General features: G+C 54.5%; 14 protein-coding genes. 5 read left to right on the forward strand and 9 right to left on the reverse strand.

Translation table 11 applies throughout. The annotated features are described in order from the left end of the window. The first annotated feature begins 54 nt into the window (after positions 1 to 54). The 4 genes from AB1F12_RS15880 to AB1F12_RS15895 all read left to right on the forward strand — a co-directional run bounded on the left by AB1F12_RS15880 (position 55) and on the right by AB1F12_RS15895 (position 4211). Positions 55 to 1290, forward strand: a complete 1236-nt coding sequence (locus AB1F12_RS15880; protein WP_368185345.1) for a TRAP transporter substrate-binding protein — start codon at positions 55 to 57, stop codon at positions 1288 to 1290. 118 nt (positions 1291 to 1408) lie between these two features. Continuing rightward, positions 1409 to 2074 carry a TRAP transporter small permease gene (locus AB1F12_RS15885; protein ID WP_368185346.1) on the forward strand — a complete coding sequence of 222 codons (666 nt, stop codon included), beginning with the start codon at positions 1409 to 1411 and terminating at the stop codon, positions 2072 to 2074. Between the two features lies 1 nt (position 2075). Then, the gene (locus AB1F12_RS15890) at positions 2076 to 3434 is read left to right on the forward strand and encodes a TRAP transporter large permease (RefSeq protein WP_368185347.1); all 1359 of its coding nucleotides are present in this window, start codon (positions 2076 to 2078) and stop codon (positions 3432 to 3434) included. A gap of 9 nt (positions 3435 to 3443) precedes the next feature. Then, positions 3444 to 4211: an IclR family transcriptional regulator gene (locus AB1F12_RS15895; protein ID WP_368185349.1), complete on the forward strand. Its 768-nt coding sequence runs from the start codon at positions 3444 to 3446 to the stop codon at positions 4209 to 4211. A 132-nt stretch (positions 4212 to 4343) separates the two neighbouring features. Here AB1F12_RS15895 and AB1F12_RS15900 read toward each other — a convergent pair whose 3' ends face one another. From AB1F12_RS15900 to AB1F12_RS15910, 3 genes are read right to left on the reverse strand one after another with little or no spacing between them, the layout of a single operon-like run. Next, positions 4344 to 5123, reverse strand: coding sequence for an SDR family oxidoreductase (locus tag AB1F12_RS15900; RefSeq protein WP_368185351.1), 780 nt, complete (start codon positions 5121 to 5123; stop codon positions 4344 to 4346). 2 nt (positions 5124 to 5125) lie between these two features. Next, complete coding sequence (locus tag AB1F12_RS15905) at positions 5126 to 6160, reverse strand: zinc-binding dehydrogenase (protein WP_368185353.1); 1035 nt, start codon at positions 6158 to 6160, stop codon at positions 5126 to 5128. Continuing rightward, a complete protein-coding gene (locus AB1F12_RS15910; RefSeq protein ID WP_368185354.1) occupies positions 6147 to 7268 on the reverse strand; it encodes a mandelate racemase/muconate lactonizing enzyme family protein in 1122 nt (373 codons plus the stop codon). Before AB1F12_RS15910 ends, AB1F12_RS15905 begins: the two co-directional genes overlap by 14 nt. Before the next feature lie 132 nt (positions 7269 to 7400). Between AB1F12_RS15910 and AB1F12_RS15915 the strand changes: the two genes are divergently transcribed. Then, positions 7401 to 8105, forward strand: coding sequence for an FCD domain-containing protein (locus tag AB1F12_RS15915; RefSeq protein ID WP_368185355.1), 705 nt, complete (start codon positions 7401 to 7403; stop codon positions 8103 to 8105). A 15-nt stretch (positions 8106 to 8120) separates the two neighbouring features. On the opposite strand, the gene AB1F12_RS15920 is transcribed toward AB1F12_RS15915, so the two are convergent. The 6 genes from AB1F12_RS15920 to AB1F12_RS15945 form a co-directional block, all read right to left on the reverse strand. Then, positions 8121 to 9557 (reverse strand): aldehyde dehydrogenase family protein, encoded by a 1437-nt coding sequence (locus tag AB1F12_RS15920; RefSeq protein ID WP_368185357.1) that lies wholly within the window; start codon positions 9555 to 9557, stop codon positions 8121 to 8123. A gap of 10 nt (positions 9558 to 9567) precedes the next feature. Further along, complete coding sequence (locus tag AB1F12_RS15925) at positions 9568 to 11082, reverse strand: sugar ABC transporter ATP-binding protein (RefSeq protein WP_368185358.1); 1515 nt, start codon at positions 11080 to 11082, stop codon at positions 9568 to 9570. Beyond that, a complete protein-coding gene (locus AB1F12_RS15930) occupies positions 11079 to 12059 on the reverse strand; it encodes an ABC transporter permease (protein WP_368185359.1) in 981 nt (326 codons plus the stop codon). The genes AB1F12_RS15925 and AB1F12_RS15930 overlap by 4 nt, the downstream gene beginning before the upstream one ends. 59 nt (positions 12060 to 12118) lie before the next feature. Then, positions 12119 to 13165: a sugar ABC transporter substrate-binding protein gene (locus AB1F12_RS15935; protein ID WP_368185360.1), complete on the reverse strand. Its 1047-nt coding sequence runs from the start codon at positions 13163 to 13165 to the stop codon at positions 12119 to 12121. 67 nt (positions 13166 to 13232) lie between these two features. Further along, positions 13233 to 14186, reverse strand: coding sequence for an ABC transporter permease (locus AB1F12_RS15940; RefSeq protein ID WP_368185361.1), 954 nt, complete (start codon positions 14184 to 14186; stop codon positions 13233 to 13235). 105 nt (positions 14187 to 14291) lie between these two features. After that, entirely contained in the window at positions 14292 to 15908 is a 1617-nt protein-coding gene (locus AB1F12_RS15945) for a GMC family oxidoreductase (RefSeq protein WP_368185362.1), read from the reverse strand. Positions 15909 to 15912 lie beyond the last annotated feature (4 nt).

Consider the following 15912-nt stretch of genomic DNA (forward strand, 5'->3'; position numbering starts at 1 on the left):
ATATTCTCATCATTATTGAGACTGCAAGTATCAAAAAACGTAGGGAGGAAGAAAATGAAAGCATCAAAAACCCTCAGCGGCATCTCGCGTCGGGATGTTCTGAAGCTCACAGGGCAATACGGTATTTCATCTGTGGTCATGGGTGCTGCTGCACTGACGGGCGCAGTGTCATTGCCATCTTTGGCCAAAGCAGCAGAGAGCACGTACACCAAACGCTTTGCCAATGAGCCTAAACACACGCTGAAACTTGGCGCGTCAGGCTTCAACGCCCGCAACCTGCTCATCGAGCGGGCCGGGGTTCTGGAATTTGCCCGCGACCTAGAGGAGCGGACCGAGGGCGAAATTCGCGTTGAGTTCATCGGTGACAACCAGATCTGTGGTCAGCTGTCTTGTGTTGAGAAAACCCAATTGGGTGTTGTCGACATGTATTCCGCATCGACACAGAACTCTGCCGGTGGTGCGCCATACCTGAACGTGCTGGACTATGCCTATATGTTCCCAAGCCGCGCTGCACAGTATCACTTCCTGTACAGCCCGGAATCACAGCGTCTGCTGCGTGATCCTCTGGAACAGCGTCATGGTCTGAAATTCCTGTTCAGCCACTGCGAATTGCGTGGTCTGCAGATGGGGTCGACATTTGCCGATCGTCCAACTGTGACCAAGCTCGAAGAACTGTTTGGCACCAAAAACCGCGTGACGGGCACCCAGCTGGGTCGTATCGCCATGCAGCTTTTGAACCTGAACCCAGTTCCCGTCGCATGGGAAGAAACCCTTGACGGTCTGCGTCAGGGTCTGATCGATGGTGCAGAAACTTGGGCGTCCGCTGTGGCGTATGCCAACATGTCCCCAGTTGTTTCTCAGGCTGTTGACCTCAAATTCTTCTGCGGCACCGAGCACACCTCGATGTCTGCAGCCGTCTTTGACGCGATGGAACCACATCTGCAGGATGCGATCATGGAATCTGCCTATCTGGCACAGGTCCATGTTCAGGCCGCCAACGAAGCCGCTCTGGTTAAAACGGTTGGCTTCTCTGATCCGGTTCTGCCGGGCACAATCTTTGACCGTGACAATGTTCGCCCTGCCTTCTTGGCTGACGATCAGATCCGCATGGCCGAAGAAATGTGTTCACCAGAGTTCAACCCTAGTCCTTGGGAACAGTGGCGTGAGCGTCTGAACAACTGGCAGGGTGGTGCGGATACGTATCAGGAAATCTACAACGTAGCGCGGGAAATCCCTGTTGATACGCTTCCTGAAAACGTTGAACCACGTCGCTGGTGGCGTTCAGCCTAATCAGGCCCTAGCATGCTACGCGCGCGGGGGGTCAATTCCCCGCGCGCATTTTTATATCTGCTGGTTGAATCAGGAGAGCGACCCGCAGGTAGATTTTTGAATTGAGGGGAGGACACCAATGCCTGAATGGCTAACCGGTGTAGGTGGGGTGATTAGCGCACTCTTCGCCAATGATAGCTGGATGTTAAAGCAAGCGCTTGCGGGTCCCGCATCGTGGACAGCCGGGCTTATCTTTACGCTTGTCGGCGGATTTGCCGTGCTGTTGCTGTATCGTATTCGGCTGATCGAAAAGTATCTGGAACCGGCAATTATGGTGGTTTCTTACCTGACAATTGGCGGCATTATTTTTGCTGGGGTGTTGCAGCGATTTTATTTTTCCGGGCAGCCGCCCTGGTCGACAACATTGCCGCCCTTCCTGTTCCTGATCATGGCATGGTTCGGGTGTTCCTATAACGTCAAGTTGCGCACGCATCTGGCGTTTTCTGAATTCCGCACAGCCATGCCACGGATCGGGCAAATCTCTTGTCTGGTTATGGATGCGGTTTTATGGATCGTATTTTCGTGGATCGTCATCACGACGTCGACACGTGTTGTCGTCAATTCGGCGGCAAACTTTCAGATCATGCTGGGCACAGACAACGTCATGCAATGGTGGTTCCTGTTGACCGTTCCGGTTGCGTTTATTGCTTTGACGGGACGTGTTTTGGAAAATCTGATCACTGATCTGCGCAATTACCGGTCCGGTGCTGTGATGATCAAACAAGCTGTAATCGGAGGGGATTGATATGGGTGACGGTACAATCGTTACGCTGCTATCTGTCGGCGTTACTATCTTATTTATGCTCGGCGTTCCCGTATTCCTCGTGATTGGATACTGGGTTGTCGGCATGTCGTTCCTGCTGCAATTGCCGCTGGACAATTTGGGCGCAGCTTTGGCTGACGTCTTTACTGATGGCTTTGCCCTGTTGGCGATGCCGCTGTTCATTCTGACCGGTGACTTGATCAACCGTTCGGGCATCGCGCGGCGCCTTTCCAACTTTGCTTATGCGTGTTTGGGCTGGATCCGGGGCGGGTTGGCCATGGCGGCCTTGGGCGCGTGTGGCTTGTTTGCTGCGATTTCGGGCTCCAACTCTGCAACCACGGCAACCATCGGTTCGATGTTGCATCCTGACATGGTCGAAGGCGGCTATGATGAACGTTTCTCAGCCGCCACGGCCGCTGCGGGCGGGACCGTGGGGATCATTATCCCACCGTCGATCATCTTCATCGTCTACGGCTTCTTGTTGAACCTGCCGATTTCCGATCTGTTTGTGGCCGGGATTATCCCAGGGTCCATGATGGTTGTGGCCATGATGGTGGCCTGCTGGATCATCTGCATGATCAACGGTTGGGGCTACCTCATTCCGTTGCAACTGAGCCGGGTGATGAAAACAGCTTTGGGCGCATGGTTGGGTTTCTTTGCGATCGGATTGGTTCTGTGGGGCATTTACACTGGTAAATTCTCACCGACTGAGGCCGCGGGCGTGACCGTTGGGTTCTGTATTATCGTCGGGTTTATCTGCCTGCCATTCTACAAATCCCTTGGCATCAAAGACGAACGCGAAGTCAAAGACATGAACTATGTGCAAATGCTGGTGGTCAAAGGTTTCGGCCCGCTGGAATTGCCCGCAATCACAATGCGGTCCGCACAGATCACGGGCATCCTTGCCCCCCTGATCGCGGTGTCCGTGGTGATGCAACAGGTTCTGTCCGATATGGGTGCCGACGAAAGCATCCGTGCCTTTGTGACATCAATGGGTGGCTATTATGCAGTTCTATTTGCATCCATGGCGATCGTGTTTGTGTCCGGGATGGTTCTGGAATCCTTGCCAGTGACGATCATTTTGGCGCCAATTCTGGCTCCGATTGCGCATTCTGTTGGGATCGAACCCGTGCAGTTTGCGGTGGTCTTCTTGGTTGGGGCGTCGATTGGATTCATTACACCTCCTTATGGTTTGAACCTCTATGTCGCATCGGGCGTAACAGGCGTTCCCTATTTCAGACTACTTCGGTATACAGTGCCCTATCTGTTCTCTCTCATTGCGGTTTGGATCATAATCGCATTGGTACCAGAACTCTCAACGGCACTCCTGCCACAGCGGTAACGGGTTAAAATGGACGGGGACAAAGCGGATAGCATTCCGACGACTCTCAGGCTGCTTTTGGTGATCGAAGAGATCGCCAAAGCGGGTGTTCCCGTCACGCCAACCGATGTGAACGCGATCCTGGGCTTGCCCAAGCCCACGATCCACCGTCTGTTCACCACGCTCGAAGCCGAAGGGTTTCTGCAAAAGGATCTGGACGGTCGCACTTACTCTCCCGGCCCCCGTTTACGCACGATGGCCGGGGGAATTTTATCTTCTCTGCGGATCCGAACCGCACGCCTTGCCGTTTTGAACCAACTCAGTTCCGAAATTGGCGAAACCACCAACATCGCCCTGCCCGACCGCGACGCGATGATTTACCTTGAACGTGTCGAAACGGAATGGCCGCTGCGCATCCAGTTGCCGATCGGGACACGTGTGCCGTTTTACTGCACGGCCAGTGGCAAAATGTACCTCAGCTCACTCAAAAGCAGCCACCTACAGCGGTATATTTCGGCAACCAAACTGGAACACAAATCCAGAAATACCATCACCGACAGCGATAAGTTGATGGAAGAAATCGCGCAGATCCGCCATCAGGACTATGCGCTGGATCGCGAAGAATTCATGCCCGATATGATTGCGATTGCGGTCCCAATTCTGGACGTGAATGGCCGTTTGGCGGCGACGCTTTCGTTTCATGCGCCAACCCAACGCTTTAGCATTGATCAAGCGATGGATCATTTGGATGCGCTTAAAAAGGCATCCAAAGAACTGTCTGAGCTGATTTCAAACTAGTCCGAATAACCGCCGCAATGATCAATCTGATCCGACCAAACTGCGCCAAAACATCGGTCAGGTTTGCCGCTTCCATGGGACAAAGCCGCCTTAGCTGCAGCGCCCAAACAGACGCTGCGGCTTTGTGTAAAACTAACGTCCCATCCAACCGCCATCAACGGTCAGGATTTCACCGCTGACATAGTCGGACGCCGCAGATGACAGAAACACAATCGGTCCGGCGAAATCATCTGGTGTGCCCCAGCGACCATGCGGAATCCGTCCTAAAATGGCGTCATGACGTTCCGGATCATTGCGCAACGCTTCGGTGTTGTCGGTCGCGATATAACCCGGCGCAATCGCGTTCACATTCACGCCCTGCCCAGCCCATTCATTGGCTAATGCTTTGGTCAATTGACCGATCCCACCTTTGGACGCCGCATAACCCGGCACCGTAATGCCCCCCTGATAGGTCAGCAACGACGCAGTGAATATGATTTTGCCCCGGCCACGCCCCGCTTTGGCGCGTTCAATCATCCCCCGGCCAACTTCGCGGCTCAGCACAAATTGGGCGTTCAGGTTCACCTCAATCACTTCGTCCCACATTTCATCGGGATGTTGCGCGGCGGGGGTTCGTTTGATCGTCCCGGCATTGTTCACCAGAATATCAGGTTCAATCCCATCGGTTTCGAGCTGCTTAGCAAATGCGGTAACCGCTGCGCGATCCGAAAAATCGCAGGTATAGGCCCGAAAGGTACGTCCCAAACCCAGAACAGCTTTTTCGACTTCACTGCCGCTGGTTTCTAGCGATGCGGACACGCCAATGATATCCGCGCCTGCCGCGGCCAATGCTTCGGCCATGCCACGCCCAATGCCGCGTTTACACCCCGTCACCAAAGCGGTTTTTCCGGTTAGATCAAATATTTCCAACATGTTTATACCCCTACCTTGATCAGGCTTTTCATCGCGGTTGGGCTGCTGTCCAATGCTTCAAACGCTGCCTGAATGTCACTTAGCGGGCTGATATCCGTGATCACCGTATCTGCATCGACGCCGCCGCTGGCGATGATTTCAATCGCCTTATCGTAATCTTGGGGTTCATAAACCCGCGCGCCCATCAGGTCGAGTTCACGCCAAAAGAACTGAAACAAGTCAATCTGCGGTTTGGTCGCATGAATGGCCACCATCACGATCCGCGCACGCGTCGCAGCCACGGCTGTCATCGCGTCCACGCCCGGCTGTGTGCCCGACACCTCAAAGACCACATCGGCCCCTTTGCCACCGGTGCGTTGATTGATCGCCTCAACCAAATCGGTGTCTTTGGGGTTAACGGTGTCAAATCCCAGCGTTTCCGCAATGGCCAAACGATGCGGGTTCACCTCAGAAATGACGACATTGCCGCCGCTATCACGTGCGACCATCGCCACCAGAACCCCAATCGGGCCACCGCCGATGACCACAACGTCTTCGCCTTTTTTTAGCGCAGCGCGCCGCACATCGTGACACGCAACCGCAACAGGTTCGATCAGCGCCGCATGATCCAGACGCATATCGGCGGGCAATTGATGCAAAACATGCGCGGGCACATTCCAGATTTCCTGCATCGCCCCGTCCGTATCCAGACCGAGGAATTTCAGCTTGTGGCAGATATGGGTGTGCCCTGCGACGCAGGCCGGGCATTCCCCACAATGTTCAAGCGGGCGCACAACAACGTTTTGCCCAACAGAAAACCCATCCACATCGGCGCCGACACGTTCCACGATGCCGGACATTTCGTGGCCAACAATGCGGTTCAGGCCCACGCGGGCATCCATATTGCCGTGAAATACATGCATGTCGGTGCCGCAAATCCCGCAATAGGCGATGCGCACCGCCACTTCGCCCGCTTTGGGCGGGGGCGAAACCGTTTTTTCGACGGTGAATGTTTTATCGCCGCGATAGTAGGCCGCGTTGATTTCAAGATCGCTCATCGTGCATGTCCTTATGCGCTTGGGTCAGTTTATCCCAGTCGAAGGTCACCCCAATGCCAGCATCGTTTGGCGCAACAGCAAGGTGGTTTTCAACAACAAGGGGACGTTTTGTGTAAGTATCGATTGGAAACGAATGCACCTCAATCCAGCCCGGATTTTTCTGCGCCGAGACGAGGCTAACATGTAATTCCTGCATACCATGACTACAGACCGGCACGTCGTTTGCCTGAGCAAGGGCCGCAACCTGAAGCCAACCAGTGATACCCCCACAATTAGAGGCATCCGGCTGGACAAAGCTCAGCTTGGCATCCGCCATCGCATATTCAAATTCGTGAATGGTGTGCAGATTTTCCCCCATCGCAAGCGGCATCCCCGTCGCATCTGCGATCTGGGCATATCCGTGGTAATGGTCGGGAATGATCGGTTCTTCGAACCATGTGATATCGTAGGGTTTGAACGCATTGGCCGCTTGGATCGCTTGCTCAACGTTCATGGAATAATTTGCATCCACCATAAAGGTGACATCAGGCCCAATCGTTTCGCGGACCGCTTTGATCCGGGCGATGTCGTCGTCCAAGCTGGGTTGGCCGATCTTGATTTTAACGCCGTTGAATCCGCGCGCGATATAGCCCCGCACACTATCCAGCAATTTCGGCAGTGGAAAATTCAGGTCAATGCCACCCGCATAGGCTGCACAACGATCCGCCGTTCCGCCGGCCATTTTCCACAAGGGTTGGCCAGTCCGTTTCCCGCGCAAATCCCACAACGCGATATCAAGCGCAGAGATGGCAAATGACGCAATCCCGCCACGCGCCACATAATGAACATGCCATTGCATCGCGTCGTACAACGCTTCGACGTCTTGGGCATCCTGACCAATTAAAAAGGGCGCCAGATCATGTTCAATCATTGCCGCAATTGCACGCCCCCCTTTGCCACCTGTATAAGTATAGCCAGTGCCCTCGGACCCATCCGCAAGCCGTATAGTCGCGGTTACCAACTCAAAATGCGTATGATCTCCGTGCTTGGCATCGGTCAGGATTTCGGCCAATGGAACATCAAAGGATCGGACAATGACATCTTGAATAGGATAATGGGGCTTCGACATTATTATACTTTCGTCAATTTTCTGTTTTGGTCGGACCAAATCTGTCTAAAACTTGCCCAAGGCGGCCGAATTGTCAAGTTGCTTGTATAAATTTGATTTTTAGTCATACAAAAGAACACTGAGGTTAAAAACATGACAGAACAAAAATCAGGACGCGCTGCGGACCAAGTTGTCGAAGCAATGGTGCAGAGGATTCGTGACGGGTCGATCGCCAATGGCGAACCACTTCCGGCGGAACGTGATTTGATGGCAGAGTTCAACATCAGCCGCACCGTCACCCGCGAAGCGATCAGCATTCTATCCAGCCAAGGTTTGATCGATGCAAAGCCGCGTCACCGTCCGGTCGTGCGCAAACCCGGCTACGAAGCGGCCATGGACGCTGCCAGCTCTATCGTGGGCAATCTGCTATTGCAGCCCAGCGGCGTGCGCAATTTGTTTGATTCACGCATTCTAGTAGAGGCCGCATTGGTGCGGGGCGCGGCTGAAATGGCCGGAAAACAAGATATCATCGACCTCAAAGAAGCGCTGCAGGCCAATGGCGCCGCGATCAATGACAACGACCTGTTTTATGAAACAGACATGCAATTCCACCGGGTCTTTTACAACATTTCCGGCAATCCGGTTTGGCCCGCTGTGCACCGTGCATATACCACGTGGCTGTACCCCCAATGGAGCCAGATGCCCCGACTTCCTGATCGCAACAAAGCCAACTTTGCAGCGCATTCCGCAATCCTAGAGGCAATCCTGATGCGCGACCCCGACGCCGCAGAAACGGCGCTGAGATCGCATTTGGCGGCGGCATGGGATCAAGTGCGCGCAACCTTTGGCGACATCTAAGCCGCCAAAAACAGGTCAGTACCCCATATAAACGGTGCGTTTTTGCATGTAGCCTTCAAAACCATGCACGCCGTCTTCGCCGCCAACACCGCTTAGTTTGTGGCCATTATGATAGCCGTTCACCAGCCCGGTAATGCCCGAATTCAGGAAAATCGTCCCGGTTTCAAGACGTGCAATTGCATCCATGTGGATTGATGGGTTTTGGGTCCAAAGATAGGCGGACAAACCATCGGGGCGCGCATTTGCGATGCTCAGCGCTTCTTCGTAATCCTTGACCCGAACGATGGGCATGACCGGGCCAAAGATCTCTTCTTTGACGGCGGCGGTTTCGGCGGTGGCGTCGATCAAAACGGTGGGTTCGTACCAGTTCCCCGATGCAAAGGCGGCCCCGTCAGGGCGTTTGCCTCCTGCGGCCACTTTGGCACCCGATTTCACTGAGTCCGCTACGATCTGTTCCACCCGGGCCAAAGCATCCGCTGTGGTCACAGGGCCCATGCCCCCATTGGTTTTGGGGTCACCGACCTGAACGTTTTTCACCTTCTCCAGAACTTTGGCAATAAATTCATCCGCGATGGCATCTTCGACCAGAACGCCTTCGTTGCAGATACAGACCTGCCCTGCATTGGCATAACGCGCCACAACGGCGGCCTCTGCAGCGGCGTCGATATCGGCGTCTTTTAGCACGATAAACGGGGCTGATCCCCCCAGTTCCAACGACAATGCCGTCAGGTTTTTCGACGAAGCGGCCATGACCATTTGCCCAGCCCGAATAGATCCCGTCAGGGTAATCATGCGCACGGTCGGGTTTTCGACCAAGGGGGCGCCAACATCCGCGCCGGTGCCTGTGACCATGTTTATAACCCCGGCGGGCAAACCGGCCTCTTGGCAAATTCTGCAGAAAACCGATGCCGTCACGGGTGTGGCTTCGTGTGGCTTTAGGATCATGGTGTTGCCCGCCACCAATGCGGGTCCGGCTTTGCGGCCGATCAGGGCCAGCGGGTAATTATATGCGCATAACCCCAGCGTCACCCCATAAGGCACGCGATAGATAAAGAGCTGTTCATTGGGTCGGTCAGAGGGCAGAATTTCGCCCTGGATACGGCGCGCGGATTCTGCGGCATAGGTCATATAGCGAATGGTATCGGTGACCTCTCCGGCGGCCTCTGCGCGGCTTTTTCCTTGCTCCAGCACCAGCAGTTCCTCTAGCAGGTCGCGTTCGCGTTCAATGCCGTCAGTGATGCGATAAATATGTTCAGCCCGCGTCTGGGGCGGCAGCATTTGCCATTCTTTTTGGGCGCGTGCCGATGTTTCAATCGCACGTGCCACGTCATCAGGCGTACAGGCCGGCACTTCGGCCCAGATCGCACCGGTTGCCGGATCTTCGACTGACATGCGTGCCCCGTTTGAGGCATCAACAAACGTGTTGTCGATAAAGGCTTGATAATAGGTCATGGGTTTCCTCTCAGGCATGCGCGGCCGCGGGCAGGTTGGCCCCTGACATATCCGCGAGCATCTTATCTTTGTCAAAATTTGGGTGGCTATATTCGGCGACAGACCGCCCCTGATACATGGTAATCACCCGATCAGCGAGCATGATCACTTCGTCGATTTCGTAGCTGAGGATCAGCACGCCAACTCCGCGTGTCGCGAGATCCTCAATGATCCGATAGATATCCGCCTTGGCATGGACATCAATGCCGCGTGTTGGTTCCAACAGGATCAAGAGTTCCAGATCATCGTCCAACCAGCGTGAAAAACAGATTTTCTGTTTGTTTCCGCCCGACAGGAACCGGATTTCCTGATCGGGTGACGATGTCTTGGTGGATGTTTCGCGGATCGCTTTTTCGACAACGGTTTCGATCTGATGACCGTTGATCAGCCCTGCTCGGGTCGCTTTTTCCAAGAAAGGCAGCGCAATGTTATCACGCACCGACAGGGCCGCCATAATCCCGTTTTTGTCCCGGTTTTCCGTCACCATTCCCATCCCATCACGCACCGATGCCGCAGGGCCACGCCCCGGACGCAACGGCGTGTTGCGATAGGAAATTGTTCCGTCATAGCCAGCCGTCAGGCCAAAAATCGCTTTGGCCAGTTCAGGTGCGCCGCAACCACGCAGACCCGTGAGCACCAGAATTTCACCCCGACGCAGATCAAATGAAATGTCTTCGTAAACTTGGGGGATGTTCAGGCCGCTAACGTCCAGCAGGATGTCGTCACTGATGGTTTTGGTCGGCTTCACAAAATCATCCAATTCGGTGCCGGTCATGGTCTGGATCACAGCATCCTCTGTGGTGCCCGATGTCCGTTCAGAAAGAACAATTTTGCCGTCCCGCATCACAGTGACCTGTTCCGCAATACCAAAGATTTCTGGCATATGGTGCGAGATATAGATAATCGCGACGCCTTCGGCCTTCATGCGGCGGATAAATCCAAACAACCGTTCCTTATCCTCTTCGGATAGGGCCGATGTGGGTTCATCCATCACAATCAGCCAACTGTTGGACATCAAAGCACGGATGATTTCCACGATCTGTTTTTCGCCTGAATTCAGTTCACGCACGGGACGTGACGGGTCTAGGTTTAGGCCAAAACGATCCAGTTGCGCGGTCACGCGCCGCGCCATTTCCCGTTTGTTCAGAAACGGCGTTTTGCCGACAAACAATTCGCGCCCAAGAAAGATATTATCGGCCACGGTCAGTTCGTTGATCAGCGAATATTCCTGATGGATCATCGCGACACCGTGATTTGTCGCATCAATCGGCGCGCTGATTTCGATAGGCTGACCATTCATTTCAATGACGCCTTGGTCGCGCTGAATGACCCCGCCGAGCACCTTCATCAAGGTTGATTTGCCCGCACCGTTCAGGCCGACCAATGCATGCACTTCGCCTGCGACACAGGAAAAATCAACGTTATCCAAGGCCCGCGTGGCAAAAAAGCTTTTGCCGATGCCTTTCATGTCAATGCGGTTCGTCATGCTGTTTTCCCCCGTTGCGTCCAGCTGTCCAGCAGCACCACACCCAACAGGATCATGCCTTTGATCAGGCTTTGCAGATACGGATTGGTGCCCGTCAAAACGAGCCCATTGATGATGATCCCATAGAGCAACACGCCAAGGATCGTCCCAAGCAGGCGCCCGCGTCCGCCAAACAGGGATGTGCCCCCCAGGATCACGGCTGTGATCGCGTCAAACTCCAGATAAAGCCCCGACCATGGCTGGCCCGACGACACCCGCCCAACTGTCACGATGGCCGACAGACCGGCCAATGCGCCGGACAGGGCATAGATCCAGACAACCGACCGTTCCGGCCTGCGCCCCAACACAAAGGCCGTGTTGAAATTGGCACCCGCAGCGTAAACATTGCGGCCAAATGGCGTGCGATAAAGCAGGATGCTGAGCGCTACAAACACACAGGCCACAAATGGGATCACAACGGGCATGTTGCCCCAGCTTGTGCCGCCAAGCCAAAGAAAGGTCGGGTCAGAGACATTAATTGAGGTCGCATCATAGATCACCAATGCCAGCCCGCGCGCCAACGCAAAGGTCGCCAATGTCACCATAAACGCCGACAATTTCAGCCGTCCGATGAAAATACCGTTGATTGTACCGATGGCCATGCCGGCAATGATCACCGCCACAAAGCCGAGAGGGGCGCTTCCGGTTGTGGTCAATGTGATGACCCCAACCCCCCCCGCAAAGGCGACGTTTGAACCGACGCTCAGATCAATTCCGCCGGTGAGCATGACAAATGTCATTCCCATCGACACCAAAAACAGAACTGCGATGGACCGCAGCAGGATGCCGATATTCACCAGCGAATAAAAATTCTCATTGGCAAAGCTGAACCCCAGCGATGCGATGACGATCAATCCAGAAAGCACAAGGTAGCGGAGCGTCAGGCCGCTCAACGCCTTCTTTGCGGTTGGTGAGGTCGCGGTTGCTATGCTTGTCATGAATTTAGCCTTTATCAAATCTGCCGCCGGCAAGGGAGACTGCCGGCGGCGATGGCAGTTTACTGAACAGAGTCAGGACCAAATTCGAGGTAGCCATGTGCAGCTACATCAAGGGCCTGATCAACGTGGTAAACTGTGACATCTTCTGGGAAACCATTCTCAAGTGCTTTGGCATGGTTTGCTTCGGTCAGAACCAGCGGCGTAAAGAAGTCATATAGCTGGTCCAGCTCTTCGCCTTGGTGGATGCGATAGGCCATCTGCACAAAGTTCCAGCCTTCGCGGGTGCCCGACAACAGAATGTCAGCCATCACATTGCCGTTTTCCATTTGCTGCATGATCGGCACGTCACCGTCATAACCATAGAACTGAATGTCGGTGTTGCCAGAATTGGCCGCAATGGCGATCGACGGATACATATAACCGTCGGTAACACCTGAAATCGCATCCAGATCCGGGAACTGAGTCAGCCAGTTTTCCGCCAATGTCTGCGCCTTTACTGTGTCCCAATCCGCGGGTTGTTCGGCGACAACTTCGACATTGTCACAGGCAGAGATCCCTTCCAGGATACCTGCATGACGCGCTTCGCCGGATGGGTTACCGGCCTGCCCCAGCATGATCGCAACCTTGTAGGGTTCGCCGCCTGACAATGCGCACATCGCCAAACCTTGGTTGCGGCCATTGGTGACATCCCCCAACGTAAAGCTGTAATCGGCGCTATCCATCGGTGAATGCACCGCGATCCATGTGATGCCCGCAGCCTGCGCTTGGGCAACAAGAGGTTCAAACGCATCCACGTTGATGGCGTTGACAAACATCACGTCAGGACCTTCGTTGATCGTGACTTCGGTTTGTTGGATCATTTTTTCCAAGCTGCCTTCGGCAGATAACCAACGTCCGGTGATTTCAATATCTGGGAACGCTTCGTCATAGGCCGCAATCGCATCCTCAAAGCCAGACAGCCATGCGACGTGATAGGGGGCGACGTGACCGTCATTGATAAACACAATATCCAGCGCATCATCCGCTGCAAAAGCGGTGCTGCCCATTGTGGCGCCCATTGTGGCGCTCAGTGCGATCCCCAATTTCGTTGCTGATTTTAATGCCATTGGTTCTATCCTCCATTTTTGAACCGTTAGGTGGCCATCACAGGCCGTTCGTTTGGTAATATGTGTCCTAATGCGCCTCTGATTGTCGTGATTGCCAAAGCAACCAATTCACCCCCAGCGCCGTCAGAATGACGACCCCCTTGAAAACCTGATGCCAGACGTCTTCGACGTTGAGCAGGTTCAGCGCGTTGTTCACGATCCCGATAAAGGCGATGCCCCACAGAGCCCCGCCAATGGTGCCGCGCCCGCCCTGGATCAGAGTTCCGCCGATAATGATGGCTGCAATCGCATCCAGCAGCAGCCCGTTGCCATCCAGCCCCGGCTGCACAAATCCCATACGAGTCGACAACATGATGCCGGCAAACCCGCTGCACAGACCCGAAAACATGAAAATCCCGATCTTAACGCGATCAACGTTGATGCCCGCCAGCTTGGCGTTTTCTTCGCTATTGCCGATCGCAATGATCGCCGCACCAATGCGGGTGTGATTGTAAACCACATAGGCCGCAGCACACAGGCCGAGCAAAAATAGAAAAGACAGGTAAATCCCCAGCACCTTGTGAGAGCCTGCGAATTGGAAAAAGCCCCCCATCAGGAAAATCTGCTGGCCGCGCGGGATGACCAGCCCGGACAATCCCTGCGCCATGAACAACGCCGACAAAGTGACGATGAATGCGGGCAGTTTCAGTTTGGCCACCAGAACCCCGATTAAGCCTCCCATGGTCAACGACGCTGCGATCACAGCGAGAATGCCAATGCCCACGCCGCCGGTCAGGCCAAAAAACACCCCCAGCAAGACAGCAAAAAACACCGATGCCATGCCCATCGACAGATCGATGTTTCCCGACACGATGACAAAAAACTGTCCCAGTGCGATCAAACCAATTGGCACGACCTGACGCGAAATCGCCGACATGTTGTCGAGGCTCAGAAACCGCGGGCTGATCAGAAAGAAGATCAAACAGCACACCAATGTCACAACAATAATATTGCGTTCGCGCAGTATTTTCCCAACGTTCAAGATCTCTCTCCCTTAATTTGGTCGGACCAAACTAGTTATTTGTGGCCATAAACGCACGTATCAGTCAAGCATTAATCAAAAGATATATGTTTAGTCGGACTAAAATTACAAAACGCCAAGGACCAGATCGGCGCAGCGATCCCCTAAGACCATTGCCGGGGCATTTGTATTTCCAGCAGGAATGTCAGGAACGGCGGACATATCGCACACGCGCAACCCTTGGATTGTGCGCACGCGCATCCGCGCATCCAGCACCGCCATGTCGTCACCATCCGCGCCCATTCGGGCCGTGCCCACAGGGTGATAGTTTGTTTTGACGACCTTGCGACAATGCGCAGCCAAACCCGCATCAGACATATCCAACGGGGCGACCACCTCTTTGATTCGGCTGGCCAGCGGTTGGGTGTCCATGGTCTGGCGGAAATACCGCAATCCTGCGATCATCGCGTCCATATCCGACTGTTCCTTTAGGAAGTTCGGCGAAATCAGCGGCATCGCGGATGGGTCGGCTGAGGCAAGTCGCACCTCGCCGGTTGAGTCAGGTTTCAACAGCACCATCTGGATGGACATGCCATGTCCATCGCCGATCCGCTTTAGCCAATCGTCGTCCAGATACATCACGGGGATGCAATACGCTTCGTGGGTCGGGGGGGCTTCGGGGTTTGTCGGGTTCACGAAACACGCGGCTTCTAGCCCGGTTGTGGTGATCCGCCCGCGCCGAAACAATTTGAACTCAAGCCCATTGCGCAGCATATTCCAGCCACGATCCTGTCCGTAATATCCATAGGGGCCATTGGCGCGCGCAACCACCGACACGTCTGGGTGATCCTTTAGGTTCTGACCAACCCCCGGCAAATCAGCAACGACCTCAATCCCGTGTTCAGCCAAATGATCCGCAGGTCCAATCCCAGACAGCATCAGAATTTTGGGTGTGATAAACGCGCCAGCGGACAGGATGACTTCGCCTTGGCAGCGCACCTCATGCAGGCCGGTTTTGTCGCGATATACCACCCCAACCGCGCGGTTGTTTTCGATGATGATCCGCTGGACTTCGGCCTCAAGGCGGATGGTCAGGTTTGGATTGTCTTTGAGCGGATCCAAAAAGGCATATGCCGCCGAAACGCGCTGACCTTTGTTATAGGTGAACTGAAAAAAACCCGCGCCGCGCTGGGAAACCCCATTAAAATCGGGATTAAAAGGTTCGCCCTGGGCCTGCAAAGCCTGCACAAACCACCGGGCAATATCGTCAATATACCCCGGATCAGACACGGTGAGCTTGCCGTCTGCCCCATGCAAATCATCGTTAAACTTTTGGTTCCCCTCAAGACGTTTGAAATGCGGCAGCACATCATCCCAGCCCCAGCCGATTGCATCATTGTTGCCCCGCAACACGTCATTCCAATCGTCATAATCCGAAGGACGCCCCCGGACATAGGCCTGACCGTTTACACTGGACCCGCCGCCCAGAACATTGCCCTGTGGAATTTCGGACCGACGACCGTCCAAATGGGCCTGCGGTTCAGACAGGTGCGTCTTAAAGAACTTGGAACCGTTTTTGAGCAGTTTGAACACGCCGGGCGGCATATCCAACAGCGGATGGCGATGATGATGCCCCGCCTCTAGCAACAGAACACGCCCGCCCCCATCTTCGACCAGACGTGACGTGGCAACGCTGCCGGCGGATCCACCACCAATGACGATATGATCAAACGTTTCGTTCATCTTT

The sequence above is a fragment of the Aestuariibius sp. HNIBRBA575 genome, from assembly GCF_040932005.1.
Lineage (GTDB): Bacteria > Pseudomonadota > Alphaproteobacteria > Rhodobacterales > Rhodobacteraceae > CANLNM01.

Coding starts and splice junctions, on each gene's coding strand:
- AB1F12_RS15935 (WP_368185360.1), bottom strand. CDS start 13,165: ATGGCATTAAAATCAGCAACGAAATTGGGGATCGCACTGAGCGCCACA.
- AB1F12_RS15895 (WP_368185349.1), top strand. CDS start 3,444: ATGGACGGGGACAAAGCGGATAGCATTCCGACGACTCTCAGGCTGCTT.
- AB1F12_RS15915 (WP_368185355.1), top strand. CDS start 7,401: ATGACAGAACAAAAATCAGGACGCGCTGCGGACCAAGTTGTCGAAGCA.
- AB1F12_RS15885 (WP_368185346.1), top strand. CDS start 1,409: ATGCCTGAATGGCTAACCGGTGTAGGTGGGGTGATTAGCGCACTCTTC.
- AB1F12_RS15880 (WP_368185345.1), top strand. CDS start 55: ATGAAAGCATCAAAAACCCTCAGCGGCATCTCGCGTCGGGATGTTCTG.
- AB1F12_RS15945 (WP_368185362.1), bottom strand. CDS start 15,908: ATGAACGAAACGTTTGATCATATCGTCATTGGTGGTGGATCCGCCGGC.
- AB1F12_RS15905 (WP_368185353.1), bottom strand. CDS start 6,160: ATGAGCGATCTTGAAATCAACGCGGCCTACTATCGCGGCGATAAAACA.
- AB1F12_RS15900 (WP_368185351.1), bottom strand. CDS start 5,123: ATGTTGGAAATATTTGATCTAACCGGAAAAACCGCTTTGGTGACGGGG.
- AB1F12_RS15930 (WP_368185359.1), bottom strand. CDS start 12,059: ATGACAAGCATAGCAACCGCGACCTCACCAACCGCAAAGAAGGCGTTG.
- AB1F12_RS15910 (WP_368185354.1), bottom strand. CDS start 7,268: ATGTCGAAGCCCCATTATCCTATTCAAGATGTCATTGTCCGATCCTTT.
- AB1F12_RS15920 (WP_368185357.1), bottom strand. CDS start 9,557: ATGACCTATTATCAAGCCTTTATCGACAACACGTTTGTTGATGCCTCA.
- AB1F12_RS15890 (WP_368185347.1), top strand. CDS start 2,076: ATGGGTGACGGTACAATCGTTACGCTGCTATCTGTCGGCGTTACTATC.
- AB1F12_RS15925 (WP_368185358.1), bottom strand. CDS start 11,082: ATGACGAACCGCATTGACATGAAAGGCATCGGCAAAAGCTTTTTTGCC.